We start from the raw sequence: 14530 nt of genomic DNA on the forward strand, positions 1-14530 counted from the left end.
ACGCGCAACGGTCATAAACAAAATCCCCGCCACGAAAAGTAAATCGCAGCGGGGATTTTTATTTATCTTACCATACCGTAAGTAACGGCGGGTCTGTTCGCTTAACCATTCATCGAAGCCAGGAATTCTTCGTTACTCTTCGTTCCACGCATTTGCTTCAAGAGGTCATTCATCGCTTCCTCCGTCTTCATATCTCCTAAGTAAACACGAAGTACATTGATACGGGAAAGCACTTCTTTGCTGATGAGTAAGTCATCTCTTCTGGTAGAAGAAGCAACAATATCAATGGCCGGGAAGATACGGCGATTGGCCAGCCTTCTATCCAGCAACAACTCCATATTACCAGTACCTTTAAACTCTTCGAAGATCACCTCGTCCATCTTACTGCCGGTATCAACCAGTGCTGTGGCCAGGATCGTCAGTGAACCGCCATGCTCAATTTTACGTGCGGCACCAAAGAATTGTTTAGGCTTTTGCATAGCATTACTTTCCACACCACCGGAAAGCACCTTACCGGAAGCAGGAGCTACTGTATTATGGGCTCTGGCCAGGCGGGTAATACTATCCAGTAATATCACTACGTCATGTCCGCATTCAACCAATCTCTTGGCTTTCTGGAGTGCCATAGCAGACACCTTTACATGTTTTTCAGCCGGCTCGTCAAAGGTAGAGGCGATGACTTCTGCCTTAACACTACGCTCCATATCTGTCACCTCTTCAGGGCGCTCGTCAATCAGGACGACCATCAGATAACATTCGGGATGATTGGCGGCGATGGCATTGGCAACTTCTTTCAACAGTACGGTTTTACCCACTTTTGGCGGAGCTACGATAAGACCGCGCTGTCCTTTACCAATCGGCGTAAACAAGTCCATGATACGTGTACTGTAATTGATCGGGCTTTGATACAGATTCAGTTTTTCGAACGGGAACAGCGGTGTCAGATAATCAAACGGAACTCTGTCACGCACTTCGTCCGGGCTCTTGCCATTAATAGTTTCAACTTTTAAGAGCGCAAAATATTTTTCTCCCTCTTTGGGAGGTCTAACGGAACCGTAAACCGTATCTCCTGTTTTCAGGCCAAATAATTTAATCTGTGAAGGAGAAACATATACGTCATCCGGAGATGACAGATAATTGTAGTCAGAAGACCGCAAAAATCCATACCCGTCAGGCATCATTTCCAGCACACCTTCACTTAAAATAATACCGTCAAATTCAATATTGAATACCGGTTCCTTTTTCTGAAACTTAGGACGCCGGTCATTTACCGTGGGAGGAATCAGATCAGCTTCATCAATCTTTTCCAGTTCTTCTACAGAAATATCTCCTTCATCATTGGACAATAAAGCCAAAAAGGCATCAGAGATCTTAGGAATATCGTTATCGTTTAGCAAGTCAGTATCTTTATTAGTGGAGGGTGTTTTTCCGGCGCTTTCTGTGGCAGCAGCAGTCGCTGTTTTTGTCTTGGAGGCCGGGGCTGAGGACTCTTCCTCTGTCTTTTTGGCTCCGGCAGGCCTGCTGGCAGGTGCTTTTGTTTCTTTTTTTGCTTCCAGTTTCACACCGACTTTTTCCTGGTGCTCTGCGTCTTCTTTCTTTTCCGCTTTAGCCACCGGAGCTTTCTTAACGGTTTTGCGTGCTCTCTTTCGTGGTTTGGCGTCCTGTTCAGGTTCATCGCTCATTACTTCAGCGTCTTCAGTAGTGTTTCCCGTTGTAGCTTTAACGGTTCTTTTTCTGCCGGGTTTTTTCTTTTCCCCTGCTTTTTTGTCTTCGCTCTCATCTACGGCCTGTTTGTCCAGGATTTTGTATATAAGATCTTGTTTGTCGTTTTTTTTCGAGGCAGGTACTTTTACTTTTAGTTGTTCCGCAATTTTGAGCAATTCCGGAACCAACATATCATTTAATTGCAAAATGTCGTACATAAAATATGTATAAATTGAAATGTGAGGTTCACTTGAGCGCGCATAAAAATAGTGGCGCTGTCGTTCTATGTATTAAAAAAAATTAAGGATAAGTTTGTGATCTTTTTTGAAAAAAACAAGCAAAGAAATGAACTGGTTGTTTTAACTTAAAGCCTGTTTCCGCTGCAATATTACAACAAATATTTTATTGGCAAATTTTTTTTCGCGTTAAAATTTTAGTGAAAATCAGGTATTTTTGAAGAAAACCCGCCATGTATCTAGACGATGTTCGTGATTTTACACTATCCCTTGATCCTGAAATAGATGAATGTTTTCCCTTTGGGCCGGAAACCTTTGTCTATAAAACAGGCGGGAAAATATTTTTGCTGATGGCCTTCGATGACGTAGATTTAAGGCTGAATCTGAAATGCGACCCGGACAGGGCCGTTGAACTCAGAGAAAGATATCCGGCAATTATCCCGGGTTATCACATGAATAAAAAACACTGGAATACCGTTATTTTGGATGGCAGTCTGCAAACAGATATGGTCAGAGAATTGATTCAGCATTCGTTCGGACTTGTTTATAAAAAGCCGGAAAAGCGAACAAAAGGAGCAGGCAAACCACGTAAAAAGAAATAATTATATGCAAAATCACGAAATAGATTACCGCGTCATCGGTGAAGAAATGCAGTATGTCGAGGTGGAACTCGATCCCGGAGAATCCGCCATTGCCGAGCCAGGCAGCTTTATGATGATGGAAGACGGCATCCAGATGCAAACCATTTTCAGCGATGGCAGCGCACAGAATGCCGGTATTCTGGGTAAGCTTTTCTCTGCCGGCAAACGGTTATTGGCAGGAGAGAACCTCTTTATGACGGCTTATACAAATATTGCCGGTGCACAGAAAAGACATGTGAGCTTTGCAGCTCCTTATCCCGGCAAGATCATACCCATCGACCTATATAACTTAGGGGGGAAAGTCATTTGTCAGAAAGACGCCTTTCTATGTGCAGCGAAGGGCGTTTCCGTAAGTATAGAATTTCAGCGTAAGCTAGGTACAGGCCTGTTTGGCGGGGAAGGGTTTATCATGGAGAAGCTGGAAGGAGACGGGATGGCCTTTATGCATGCCGGCGGTCATGTTGTTCAAAAAGAACTGCGGCCAGGGGAGGTGCTCAAGGTGGATACCGGCTGTATCGTCGGCTTTACCGGGCAGGTTAATTACGATATAGAATTCATCGGCGGCATCAAGAATACTTTGTTTGGCGGGGAAGGCGTCTTCTTTGCAACGCTGAGAGGGCCAGGCACCGTCTGGATCCAATCGCTGCCTGTTAGCCGCCTGGCAGGCAGGATCCTTGCCTATGGCACCTATAAACAAAAAGACGAAGGGAGCATTTTGGGGGCACTGGGCGGATGGCTGGATGGCGATAACAGCAGATGATACAACATTCAATCGACTGGTTTTTTAAAAAAATTAATGCCGGGGGAGCACTGTGGATCAACAAATAAATCTCGGACAAACGCAACTTTTACAGGAAATAGCCCGGGGCGATGAGCAAGCATTTAAGCAGCTGGTGGATACATACAGCGACCGGCTGGGTCTATTTATTGCCGCTATCACAAAAGACCATCAGTTGGCTCAGGAGGTTGTGCAAGACGTCTTTTTAAAAATCTGGCAGAACCGTGAATCATTAATTGCGGTAAATAACTTTCAAAACTGGCTCTTTGTGATATCGAAACACCGGGCCATAAACGCGCTAAGAAGAGCCATTTCCCTTCATTACACCCCGGACGAACAGATCATTGTTGAAACGGATAACCAGGACCTGCTACTCGAAAAAGAACGCAGGTTCTGCCTGTTGGACGAGGCGGTTGCAAACCTGCCTGAACAGCAGCGAAAAGTCTACTTACTAAGCAGAAGGGGCGGAAAAACTTATAAACAAATAGCTGCCGAACTGGAGCTCTCTCCAGGTACAGTCAAAAAATATCTTCAACTCGCTGTTGCTCAAATCATAAAGCAGGTAGAGAAAGGAGCCACGTTGACTTTTTTTATTTTTTTTCTAAAATAATGTAAAATCCATACCCCCTTTTTTTTATTTTTTGTGTCCTTTAAGTAAACGTTCTATTAATTTTTAAGGATACATGGACCCGAACACAGAAGATCTATTGAATAAATGGCTGGACGGAAGTCTTACCCGGCCTGAAGCAGACACCCTGCTTCAGGCCTGTAAGGATCCTGAGTTACAGTCAACGCTGGATAACTGGCTCTTCAATCAATACGATCACCCTGCAGACAAGGCTGTTTATTTTTCCAGGGAACAAAAAAGGGTTATTTATAATAAAGCGATCCGACCCGACACAGGAAGCGCCTCCGCTGTTCCTGCGATTGCCGAATCGTTAATGCAATTCCGCCGGCCGGCAGACGCTCCGGGGACGGCTTTCTCTTCTCGCAGAAAAAGCAGAAGGAGAAGGATGCTGAAAGCAGCAGCATCGATTTGCATTATCGGCTGTCTGGTATTTTTGTTTTTTAAACTGAACCATCCTCCGGCGCCTGTTAAGTCCCTGACACAAGCTACGGTCAGTGATATAGCTGCGCCCTTACTGGCCACACCTACCATTAGCTGGGGACAAAGCCATCAAGCTATCGCTATCGATCAGGCCTTAAAAGATCGTGCGGCCCGAATCAGCCAAGATAAGAATGGCTGTCTGGTATTTAATCCCGTCAGCCCAACGGCTCCTTCCGGCACAGTTTCCGTACCGAGAGGCAGCCGGCCGGTGCATATCCAGCTTCCGGACGGATCGCAGGTATGGATCAATACCGGCTCCTCATTAAGGTTCCCCGGTATGTTTGACGGCAGCAAGAGAACTGTGTATCTGACAGGTGAAGCTTATTTTGAGGTAGTGCACAACAAAAAACAAATCTTTGAAGTAAGGCAGGGAGATAACACCGTATCCGTATTAGGCACACATTTTAATATCAATGGCTATGCAGATAATCCCGCAACAAAAGTAACACTGCTGACAGGACTCGTTCAAGTCAACCACGCCTCCTATTTACATCCTGCCGAACAGGCCGTTGTAAAAGAAGGCAGCATACAAATACATAAAGATATAGATCTGCAACAGGTCATGGCCTGGAAAAATAATCAGTTTTATTTTAACGGAACCACAGCCCAGGACATTCTAAGGCAACTTGCCAGGTGGTATAATATAGAAATTGTTTATAAGGGGCAAGTGCCGCAGGGACATTACTCCGGCATCATCAGTAAAGACAATAGCCTGTCGCAGGTATTGACAATCCTGGAAACAGGTGGTATAAAATTCAAATTACATCAACAGTCATTATGGATCTATTAAAACAATGTTTTTTCGGATAATTGTTACCTGCCCCAGATAAAAAGGTCGAAACACTGCCATGTTTCGACCGGTTACGGGCTAGTAATAGACTTTTATTATTTCACCCCAAAACTTGATCAAAAGTATGACAAAGATTCCTAATCGCATCTGGCGAAAGTCCAGGTGCAAAATCTGGTTAACAATGAGACTCACAACCATTCTTGTTCTTGCCTTCAGTCTACAGCTGAGTGCGAGAGGCATTGCACAGAAAGTTTCTATCCAGGGTAAGCAGATTTCCGTTGAAAATTTCATCCGCGAAATCCACAGGCAGACCGGCTATCAATTCTTTTTCAATGATGCCTTGCTCAAAAATGCACCGGTAATTAAAGCCTTACCCTTCATCAATACCCCCTTAGAGCGGGCATTGCAAAAAGCATTTGAAAACCAAGGCTTTTCTTATAAAATAATTGAGAAAACGATTACACTTTTGCCTAAAAAAGAAGCAAAGAGCGCTCCCGAAAAGCAAGCCGAGCAACCAAAGCAGTGGCGTCTGACCGGAACTGTAACCGATTCCACAAACTCCCCATTATCAGGCGTTTCTGTCACCATAGAGGGAACCAGCCAGGGTACGGTGACCGATCAGGCCGGTCATTTTTCCCTTCTGGTCACCGAAGGCAATACCCTTCATTTTTCTTTTATTGGGTATAAGGCACACACCGTCACCATCCAAGCGTCTTCTCAATATAAAGAAGGACTACGGGTTCAATTGCTGCTCGATGAGACCAGCGCCCTAAATGACCTTGTCGTCGTCGGATTCGGGAAGCAAAAAAAGGCCAACCTGACAGGAGCGGTTTCACAGATTTCAGGTAAAGACCTGGAAAACCGGCCGGTTTCCAATATCGGACAGGCCTTACAAGGCCTGATGCCTAATGTTAATATCAATATTGCCAACGGTAGCCCCAATACCACACCCAGTATTAATGTGCGCGGGGGTACTTCCTTTTCTAAAAACGGTGAGGGCAAATTTGAGATCCAGACCGGCAGTCCCTATACTTTGGTAGACGGCGTGCCCATGGATATCAGTCAGGTGAACCCGGAAGATGTGGAAACTGTAACCGTTCTAAAAGATGCGGCCTCCTCTGCCATATATGGGGCGAGGGCAGCCTACGGTGTTATGCTGATCACGACTAAAAAAGGCAGAAAGTCCGAAAAGCCTGTGCTGACCTACTCCAATGACTTTCAGTGGAACCGGCCGGCAGCAAGGCCCGACCTGCTGAATGCTTATGAGATCCAAAAAGCAGAAAATGATGCCTATGCTTTTACAGACCAAAGCATCCCATCTGATAAATTGACAAAGCTGGAAGCGATCCAGGCCTACATGAAAGATCCGGCCCATGCGCCCGCCTATATTATGAGCATACCCGGCAATGACTCCAGTTCCATTATCTGGGTGGGGAACCAGAACCCCTATGATGAAGCGGTGAAAAGTGCAACGCCTATGATGAAACATAACCTGAGTCTTTCCGGAGGATCAGAGAAAACGACTTATTATGCTTCCGTCAGCTACCTGGGCCAGGATGGCATCTATAAGATGAATACCGATAAGTTCCAGAGATACAACGCCAATTTCAACTTAAGCTCCAAAATCACCGATTGGTTTACCATGGATTTCAAAACCAATTATTACAATACCCAATATAAACAACCGGTCTACCCTTCAGGAAAAGGGGGCTGGTGGCGTGCACTGGCACAGGAGCCCGGCCGTAATATCAACATGCCTTTAAAGACGCCGGCTGACGCGCCCTTTGGCATGGGTGGCCTGTATACGGATAATATCCTTTCTTTTATGGATTACGGTTCGCTTCAGCAGGAAAATACAGAGAACCTCCTGCTGGCGGCCTCCCCCACATTTCAGATCACAAAAGACTGGAAAATCAAAGGAGACGTCTCATTTACTTCCAATAATTTCAGAAGAAAGACCATCATTCCCGTACTGGACCGCGTAGAAAATTCATGGCTGAATACAGATAATGTCTACACCAGCCCAAGCTCCGTTGATAAATCCGCACAGCATTATAACCAGTACCTGATCAACCTGTATACGGATTATAGTTATCATATCGCGGGGCATAATTTTTATGCACTGGCCGGTTTTAATCAGGAATGGTATAGTTATGAAGAGCTGAATGGCAGCGGCAATGATATGATTACGCCTGAAGTCCCTGTGATTGATCAGACGACCGGAGAACGCAATGCCAGTGACGGAGCTTCCGCATGGGCCGTTCGGGGTGTATTCTATAGACTAACCTATAACTATAAAGGCAAATACCTGTTGGAATCAAATGGCCGCTATGACCTCACCAGTAAATTTCCGACCTATTCCAGGGGAAAGTTCTTTCCCTCTATTTCTGCCGGTTGGCGTATAAGTGAAGAGTCGTTTATGCAGCGCCTCAAACCAACGTTAACTGATCTAAAATTCAGGGGCTCCTATGGTAGCATTGGCAATCAGAATGTCATCAATTACATTTATATCCCTTCCTACGGGACAACCGCAAAAGTATCCCACCTGTTCGACGGCATCCGTCCGGTGGGCGTTTACCCTCCCGGACTTGTGGATCCGAATATTACCTGGGAAACCGCAGCTACCCTGGATTTTGGACTAGATATGACCCTGTTTCATAAACTGGATATCAGCTTTGACTGGTATAACAGGACCACAAGTGATATCCTGGTGGACGGAGACAAATATCCTGCTGTACTTGGAGCCGCTTCACCTACTAAAAATTCCGGCGAACTGAAAACGGTGGGTTGGGACCTTACTATTGGCTATAAGAATCAGACGGAATACGGGTTGAATTATAATATTAACCTTGTACTATCCGATTACCAGACGACGATCACCAAATTCGATAACAACCCCAATAACCTGCTCAACACATTGTATGTCGGTCAGAAAATGGGCGAGATCTGGGGTTATCAGTCTGTAGGTATCTTCCAGAACCAGGAGCAGATCGATGCCGCCACCAGCCAGAAACTCATCAACTCCGGCATCTGGTATCCGGGAGATATGCAATATGCCAACCTCAACGGGGATTCCGTTATCAGTTCCGGTGCCAATACACTGGCCGATCCCGGAGACCAGCGCATCATCGGTAACAGCACCCCCCGTTACCAGTTTGGTGTGAATTCAAATTTCTCCTGGAAGGGCTTTGATCTGAATATTTTCTTTCAGGGGGTAGGCAAAAGAGATGTATATATCAGCGATAATCTGTTCTGGGGAGCCATTATGGGAGCCACCGGTACCAGAGAAGTCTATGAAAACTCCTGGACCCCTGAGCGGCGTGACGCGCTTTATCCCGCCTACAGAAATGCCAGCAAAAATGTCATTAAACAGACGCGTTTTTTACAGAATGCAGCCTATATCCGTTTAAAGAACCTGACGCTGGGCTATACACTTCCCGCTGCAACAGTACATAAGCTGGGACTGCAGCGCCTTCGTGTATATGGAGCAGCCTATAACCTGTGGCAATACAGTAAAGTGCCGGACATCTTTGACCCTGAGTTGCTCAGCGCGAACTACCCGATGATCAAATCACTGGCCGTAGGCCTGCAGGTGAATTTCTAACAGCTCTTCTTATTACATGACAACGATTAAACTGAATCAAAATGAAACTTTATAAACTTAGTATTGCGCTGATGCTCTTTATTCTTGCCAGCTGCAATAATGATTTTCTGGAAAGATACCCGCTGGACAAACTCAGTGACGAGACCTTCTGGACGACACAGCAGGATCTGGAGCTTTATTGTAATGATGTATACCCTGACTACATCGTGGGTTTTGGTTACGGTTTTGGAGACGCCACCATTTATCCCTATGGCTATACGCAGGCTGCCATTGCCTATGGTGATGTGATCACGGACAACGCCGCGCCCAACAGCTACTCGAAAGTTGCCGCAAATGAATATATCCGGTACCTGACGAGTTCTTCAGGTACCGACGGCTGGAATTTTGAGAACATCCGTACCCTCAACTACTTTCTTCAGAATTACAGAAGAGGCAATGTTCCTGCCGATGTTCAGAATATGTATGGAGGGGAAATTCTTTTTTTCAAAGCCTGGGACTATTTTAAAAAGGTAAAGATGTTTGGCGATGTGCCCTGGCTGACAAAGCCTTTAAATGTTGATTCACCGGAACTCTTTGGCCCCAGAACACCCAGAAAAGAAGTCATGGACTCCGTCATGGCCTGCATAGATACGGCTATCAGCTGGCTGCCCGGCAGAGCAGATCCTTCTTACAAAACAGATCGTATCAGTAAAGAAATGGCGCTTTTCCTGAAAGCCCGTATCGGACTTTATGAAGGCACATTCCGCAAATACCATAAAGATTTACATCTTGACGGGACCGCTTTTCTGGAAGCCTCTAAGGAGGCCTGCGAGCGGTTGATGGCATCAGGCTACAGCCTATACACTACCGGCCATCCCGACCAGGATTATCATAACCTTTTCTCTCAGTACACCTATAAAGGCAATCCGGAAATCATCCTATCCAAAGAGTATTCTGCAGATCTGGAACTGGGTGTCGCCTTCAGCCGGTATTTCGCGCAGAACCTCAGACACCAGTTCGGCGTTACGCGTAACTTTATGGATGCCTACCTTTGTTCCGATGGCAAACCGATCAGCACCAGCGGCGTATTTTTAGGCAGGGACTCGATCCAGGAAGAAATGCAAATGCGGGATCCGAGACTCAGCCAGACGGTGGCTAATTTTGGCACTTATAACCTTGCAACCGGCGTCATGGGTGCAGACAATGCCCCCAAGCCAAATATACCCGGGCTTTCGGGCAATAAATGCCCAACAGGATATCGCCTGGCCAAATGGTTTTTGAATGATCCCGATGACTGGAGCCGTGTGACCAACGGCATGCAGGCAGCGCCTGTTTTCCGGTATGCGGAGATTCTTTTAGATTACGCAGAGGTTTCTTTTGAATTAGGAGAGATCAACCAGCAGATTATTGATGCCACCATCAATAAACTTCGTGACCGGGTAAACATGCCGCACCTGATAATAGGTGATGTCCCTAAAGATCCTGTTCTGGATGCCAACTACAGCAAATATTGCGGCTATGTTCCCGCAGCCTTGCTCAGAGAAATCAGAAGAGAGAGAAGGGTGGAAATGGCATTTGAAAATACCCGCTGGGATGATCTGATGCGCTGGAAAGCCGGTAAGTTTCTGGAGATCCCTGTGGAAGGTCTGAAGTTCGTTCAAAACCAGTTCCCCGGTGTCAAGGTCAATAGTGACGTATACCTGAGTGAAGACGGATATATACTGCCTTATTTCAAGACCTTACCTAACGGGCGGACTTTTGATGAGACGAAACAATATCTGTTCCCCATTCCGATTGAAGATTTAACCCTTAACAAAGCCCTGGTGCAAAATCCTGGCTGGGTCAGCAAGTAAACATCAAACTAGGGAAAATAAAGAAGGCCCGGTTGCTGAATCATCAATTCGGCATCCGGGCCTTCCTTTTTGGGGCTTATTTAGCTGTTGATCTCTTATTTACCCATTAGTTCAACACTTCTGTTGATGAAGTCTGTAAGACCGGCACCTTTGAGCAACCCTTGTGACAACAGCGCCAGATCTGCCAGATTACGGGTCTGTTTAAGTTGCTGATCTTTATCCTCAGTTTTTAATAATTGCTGATAGATCGGGTGGTTACCATTAACGGTGAGTGTTACTTCGTCGGGCATAGTGGCGTAGAAAGAAGCCATACCGCCTCCCATTGCCCCCATATCTTTCATTCTGCGCATAAACTCAGGGCGTGTCGCTATCACGGGTGCAGACTCTGGGCTAAGGCCTTTAATATCTACCGTTACATTAAGGCCCGGCACTTCCAGCTTAAATAAATCGGTAAGCGCTTCTTTTTCGGTCTCACTGAGCACACTTTCATTATTTTCCGCCTTATCGATCAGATTATCCACGATATCCGCGTCCACGCGGGTAAACTGGACATCACTCCATTTCATTTCCATGTTGTTGACAAAAGCAGCGTCGACGATGGTCTCAAAGCGGATCACTTTATATCCCTTATCTGTAGCCGCTTTAATGTACCCGTCCTGGCTTACCGGGTCAGTCGTATACAAAATAACGGTTTTACCGTCTTTGTTCTGTTGACTGGCCGCTGTCTCCGTTTTATATTCATCCAGCGTGAAAAACTTTTCGGCATCTACCGCATCCTGCATTAAAAAATACTTATTCGCCTTTTCCAGAAACTTGTCTTCAGTCATCATCCCATACTTGACAAACAGGCCGATGCTTTCCCATTTCTGTTCGAACGATTTGCGGTCGTTCTTAAATATCTCTTCCAGTTTATCGGATACTTTCTTGGTGATATGTGCATTGATCTTACGTACATTCGGATCTCCCTGCAGATAGCTACGGCTTACATTCAGTGGGATATCGGGAGAGTCGATCACACCGTGTAACAGCATTAAGAACTCCGGTACAATGTCTTTTACCTCATCTGTAACAAAAACCTGATTGCTGTAGAGCTGGATCTTATCCTTTTGGATCTCATAGCTCTGCTTGATCTTGGGGAAATATAATACTCCCGTCAGGTTGAAAGGATAATCAACATTCAAATGAATCCAGAAAAGTGGCGGCTCGCCAAACGGATATAATTCTTTATAGAAGTTTTTATAATCCTCATCAGTCAACTCTGATGGCTTTTTGATCCAGATGGGCTGGGTATTATTGATTTGCTTATCTTCAAAGAAAATGGCTATCGGCAAGAACTTACAGAACTTCTCCAGAATTCTCCGGATATTGTCTGCCTCCAGAAACTCTTCACTATCCGCGTTAATATGAAGAACGATCTTCGTTCCGCGCTCCGCTTTCTCAGTCTCACCCAGTTCAAAGGATGGGCTGCCATCACAGCTCCAGTAGGTTGCTGGTTTATCCTGATAACTTTTGGTGTACACCTCTACCCGGTCACTCACCATAAAAGCACTGTAAAAGCCCAATCCAAAATGTCCGATAATGTTGGCATCCTTATATTTACTCAGAAACTCCTCCGCACCGCTGAAAGCCACCTGGTTCAGATATTTATCGACCTCTTCCGCCGTCATACCCACACCCCGGTCTTCAATGGTTAATGTTTTGGCGTCCTTATCTATGGACACATCGATACGAAGCTCTCCTAATTCCCCTTTGGCCTCACCGATAGAAGACAGGGTTGTAATTTTCTGTGACGCATCGACTGCATTACTGATCAATTCACGCAGAAAGATATCATGCTCACTGTATAAGAATTTTTTAATAATGGGAAATATGTTCTCTGTCTGAACCCTGATTTGCCCTTTTTCCATATTTTTTTGTTTTTAATATTTTGTCAGTTTATAATCGCAAAAACCGCCATTTTTTCCGCTTATTGGCACAGAACGGCATTTCGCATTTTACAATTCATATAAGTGCAAAGTGGATACCAAAGCAATTTTGGGCCTGAATGCTGACAGTCTGTCAATTTTGGCTACATTGCAAGTATAATATCTATCGACAACCATGGAGATCTCTATTTGTGCCGCGACGCAGCTTGAATTAACCCCCTTACAATCCATGATTCCTTCCCTGGAAGCCACGGGGCACCGGTTTCGCTACTGTATAACCGGTATCGGCATGCTGCAGAGCTGTTTTTATATACAGAAACATATACTGCAATACCGTCCGCAGCTCTTGCTGCAGATCGGCATTGCCGGTTGCTTTGACCACATGGTTCCATTAGGTAGTGTGATCGCTGTTGAAAAAGAATATTTAGGCAGTTTAGGCGTGGTAGAAAATAATAAAACTGCGGTACCTGGCTGGCAGGACATCTTTGATTTAGGCCTGCAGGACGCTATGGAGACGCCCTTTGACCACAAAGCACTCGTCAATCCTTCCATCAGTGATTGGCGCTGGTTGCAACGGGCTGGCGTAATAACCGGGGCCGCGGTAACGATAGATGAGATTACAACCTCCGCCGAGAGAATTCTGACCCTGGAAGACCGGTATCAACCCACCCTGGAATCCATGGAAGGGGCAGCATTACACTTTAATGGCCTTATGTACCAGGTGCCTTTTTTACAAATTCGGGGCATTTCTAATTATACAGGCGAGCGGGACAAAACGAAATGGCAGATCGGACCCGCCCTCCAGGCAGTATCAAACCAGGCCGTCCAATTTATTCAGGGATTGTAGTTGTTGCATTAGTCTTGTGATATCAACACGCCGTGGAGCGCCGGCAGCTCTACAATAGGGCAGAAAAACTGTTGGAGCACACCCTCTTCAGTACCGCCTTCTTCGGTTTTGTACGAGCAAGACTGCAGGCAGGTACTGCTATGCATATGTTTCCCAGCCGCTACTCGATAGGCATTTATTCCCCAATTGCCTAAAATACAAAAAGTTAGCAAAAATGAAAATGCAATAAACACAGCTCTGGTAACCTTACCCCCGCTAGAACGTTTATGAGCGGATAATCGCTTTGCCTTAATCCCTGCACGGCTACCGTCTTTGTTGACAGGGACCTTCTTGCAGGGAGAAAGCGTATTGACAACAGGCGATAATGCTTTTTTCATGATATAAAACATAACAATTTACTTAAGCCAGGAATTTTATTACGCATTCTGCACCTTAAAGCCTGTGCCAAAACAATTATAGCTTGGTTTTTAACAACTTACAACTTTAACGGCACAACGCCGTGTGTCCGCTTTTGATACAGTTAATGTACGCTTACAGCACAACTTGACACGTCCTATTATAGCGATACAGCCATTGCGGAAGTTATATTTCTTCTTGTAGTCGGGCAATCGTGGCCTGTATGAGTGTCAGCTCATACCCTTTTTGCATCAAAAACCGGGTCGTCCTGGCAGCCTTCTCTATTTTCTTACCTTTCAGGTTTTCCCATTTTTTTCCGGCAAGTTTATCCAGTGTCGCCTGATAAGCATCAGGAGAAATTTCTTTCATAGCCGCCCGAATATTATAATCGCTGACTTTTCTAAGCCTGAGCTCTTGCGTGATCTTGATCCTGCCCCAGTCCTTCATGCGAAATTTGCCCCCGGCAAACAGCCGGGCAAAACGTTCCTCATTCAGGTAGTTTTCCTGAATAAGGTCTGCTATTAATTGATCTACCTCTTTGCTATAAAGGCCAAAACCGTATAATTTTTGCCTCACCTCATCATGACAGCGTTCCTGATAGGCACAATACGTTTTTATTTTGGCAGCCGCCTCTGGAAGAGATAACCTTTGCATGCGTACGCTTAATTT

At 45.5% G+C, this 14530-nt stretch carries 11 protein-coding genes; 7 read left to right on the forward strand and 4 right to left on the reverse strand.

The features are described from left to right. Window positions 1–101 precede the first annotated feature (101 nt). Window positions 102–1922 carry a transcription termination factor Rho gene (rho, locus tag K9M52_RS08955; protein WP_224071718.1) on the reverse strand — a complete coding sequence of 607 codons (1821 nt, stop codon included), beginning with the start codon at window positions 1920–1922 and terminating at the stop codon, window positions 102–104. 251 nt (window positions 1923–2173) lie between these two features. Between rho and K9M52_RS08960 the strand changes: the two genes are divergently transcribed. From K9M52_RS08960 to K9M52_RS08985, 6 genes are all read left to right on the forward strand, one after another. Next, a complete protein-coding gene (locus K9M52_RS08960; protein WP_224071719.1) occupies window positions 2174–2542 on the forward strand; it encodes an MmcQ/YjbR family DNA-binding protein in 369 nt (122 codons plus the stop codon). Window positions 2543–2546: 4 nt separating this feature from the next. Beyond that, entirely contained in the window at window positions 2547–3341 is a 795-nt protein-coding gene (locus K9M52_RS08965) for a TIGR00266 family protein (protein WP_224071720.1), read from the forward strand. Between the two features lie 52 nt (window positions 3342–3393). Then, the gene (locus tag K9M52_RS08970; protein WP_224071721.1) at window positions 3394–3969 is read left to right on the forward strand and encodes an RNA polymerase sigma factor; all 576 of its coding nucleotides are present in this window, start codon (window positions 3394–3396) and stop codon (window positions 3967–3969) included. Window positions 3970–4042: 73 nt separating this feature from the next. Continuing rightward, entirely contained in the window at window positions 4043–5257 is a 1215-nt protein-coding gene (locus tag K9M52_RS08975; RefSeq protein WP_224071722.1) for a FecR family protein, read from the forward strand. Between the two features lie 181 nt (window positions 5258–5438). Continuing rightward, window positions 5439–8861 carry a TonB-dependent receptor gene (locus K9M52_RS08980; RefSeq protein WP_224071723.1) on the forward strand — a complete coding sequence of 1141 codons (3423 nt, stop codon included), beginning with the start codon at window positions 5439–5441 and terminating at the stop codon, window positions 8859–8861. Between the two features lie 41 nt (window positions 8862–8902). Next, entirely contained in the window at window positions 8903–10693 is a 1791-nt protein-coding gene (locus tag K9M52_RS08985) for a RagB/SusD family nutrient uptake outer membrane protein (protein ID WP_224071724.1), read from the forward strand. 95 nt (window positions 10694–10788) lie between these two features. Here the strand turns inward: K9M52_RS08985 and htpG are convergent, their stop codons facing one another. Next, complete coding sequence (gene htpG / locus K9M52_RS08990) at window positions 10789–12600, reverse strand: molecular chaperone HtpG (RefSeq protein ID WP_224071725.1); 1812 nt, start codon at window positions 12598–12600, stop codon at window positions 10789–10791. Window positions 12601–12793: 193 nt separating this feature from the next. On the opposite strand from htpG, the gene mqnB reads away from it, so the two are divergent. Further along, window positions 12794–13465, forward strand: a complete 672-nt coding sequence (gene mqnB, locus K9M52_RS08995) for a futalosine hydrolase (RefSeq protein WP_224071726.1) — start codon at window positions 12794–12796, stop codon at window positions 13463–13465. Between the two features lie 8 nt (window positions 13466–13473). Here mqnB and K9M52_RS09000 read toward each other — a convergent pair whose 3' ends face one another. Both K9M52_RS09000 and K9M52_RS09005 read right to left on the reverse strand, forming a co-directional pair. Next, a complete protein-coding gene (locus K9M52_RS09000) occupies window positions 13474–13854 on the reverse strand; it encodes a hypothetical protein (protein WP_224071727.1) in 381 nt (126 codons plus the stop codon). Between the two features lie 193 nt (window positions 13855–14047). Beyond that, a complete protein-coding gene (locus K9M52_RS09005) occupies window positions 14048–14515 on the reverse strand; it encodes a regulatory protein RecX (protein WP_224071728.1) in 468 nt (155 codons plus the stop codon). Between the last annotated feature and the right edge of the window lie 15 nt (window positions 14516–14530).

The sequence above is a fragment of the Arachidicoccus terrestris genome (assembly GCF_020042345.1).
In the GTDB taxonomy this organism is placed as follows: Bacteria; Bacteroidota; Bacteroidia; order Chitinophagales; family Chitinophagaceae; genus Arachidicoccus; species Arachidicoccus terrestris.

Excerpts from the sequence above, each read along its gene's own strand:
- htpG (WP_224071725.1), bottom strand. The coding sequence starts at position 12,600 with ATGGAAAAAGGGCAAATCAGGGTTCAGACAGAGAACATATTTCCCATT.
- K9M52_RS08960 (WP_224071719.1), top strand. The coding sequence starts at position 2,174 with ATGTATCTAGACGATGTTCGTGATTTTACACTATCCCTTGATCCTGAA.
- K9M52_RS08975 (WP_224071722.1), top strand. The coding sequence starts at position 4,043 with ATGGACCCGAACACAGAAGATCTATTGAATAAATGGCTGGACGGAAGT.
- K9M52_RS09000 (WP_224071727.1), bottom strand. The coding sequence starts at position 13,854 with ATGTTTTATATCATGAAAAAAGCATTATCGCCTGTTGTCAATACGCTT.
- K9M52_RS09005 (WP_224071728.1), bottom strand. The coding sequence starts at position 14,515 with ATGCAAAGGTTATCTCTTCCAGAGGCGGCTGCCAAAATAAAAACGTAT.
- rho (WP_224071718.1), bottom strand. The coding sequence starts at position 1,922 with ATGTACGACATTTTGCAATTAAATGATATGTTGGTTCCGGAATTGCTC.
- K9M52_RS08965 (WP_224071720.1), top strand. The coding sequence starts at position 2,547 with ATGCAAAATCACGAAATAGATTACCGCGTCATCGGTGAAGAAATGCAG.
- K9M52_RS08980 (WP_224071723.1), top strand. The coding sequence starts at position 5,439 with ATGAGACTCACAACCATTCTTGTTCTTGCCTTCAGTCTACAGCTGAGT.
- mqnB (WP_224071726.1), top strand. The coding sequence starts at position 12,794 with ATGGAGATCTCTATTTGTGCCGCGACGCAGCTTGAATTAACCCCCTTA.
- K9M52_RS08985 (WP_224071724.1), top strand. The coding sequence starts at position 8,903 with ATGAAACTTTATAAACTTAGTATTGCGCTGATGCTCTTTATTCTTGCC.